Origin of the sequence: Paenibacillus sp. BJ-4 (genome assembly GCF_020404765.1) — a bacterium.
GTDB lineage: Bacteria > Bacillota > Bacilli > Paenibacillales > Paenibacillaceae > Paenibacillus.
This window is the reverse complement of the sequence record NZ_JAIVEM010000067.1, coordinates 1-211: the sequence shown is the minus strand read 5'-3', so window position 1 is coordinate 211 and position 211 is coordinate 1. Positions and strand designations below refer to the sequence as shown.

The window sequence follows — 211 nt, the reverse complement described above, 5'->3', positions numbered from 1 at the left end:
GAGACGTATCCGGTGCCGTGCTCCATTCGGATCAGGGTTTCCAGTATACGTCTGCGGCGTACAACACACGACTCGAAGAATTCGGCGTCAAGGGCAGTCACTCTCGCAAAGGTACCTGCCTGGATAACGCTTGCATCGAATCCTTCTTTTCGCATCTCAAGACCGAGAAGCTGTACCTCCACCAGTGTAAGTCAGAAACGGAAATTCATCA

General features: G+C 51.7%; 1 pseudogene. It reads left to right on the top strand.

Features of this window, described 5'->3' with window-relative positions:
* Positions 1-211: pseudogene (locus LCF57_RS11155) on the top strand (IS3 family transposase); the annotation flags it as partial.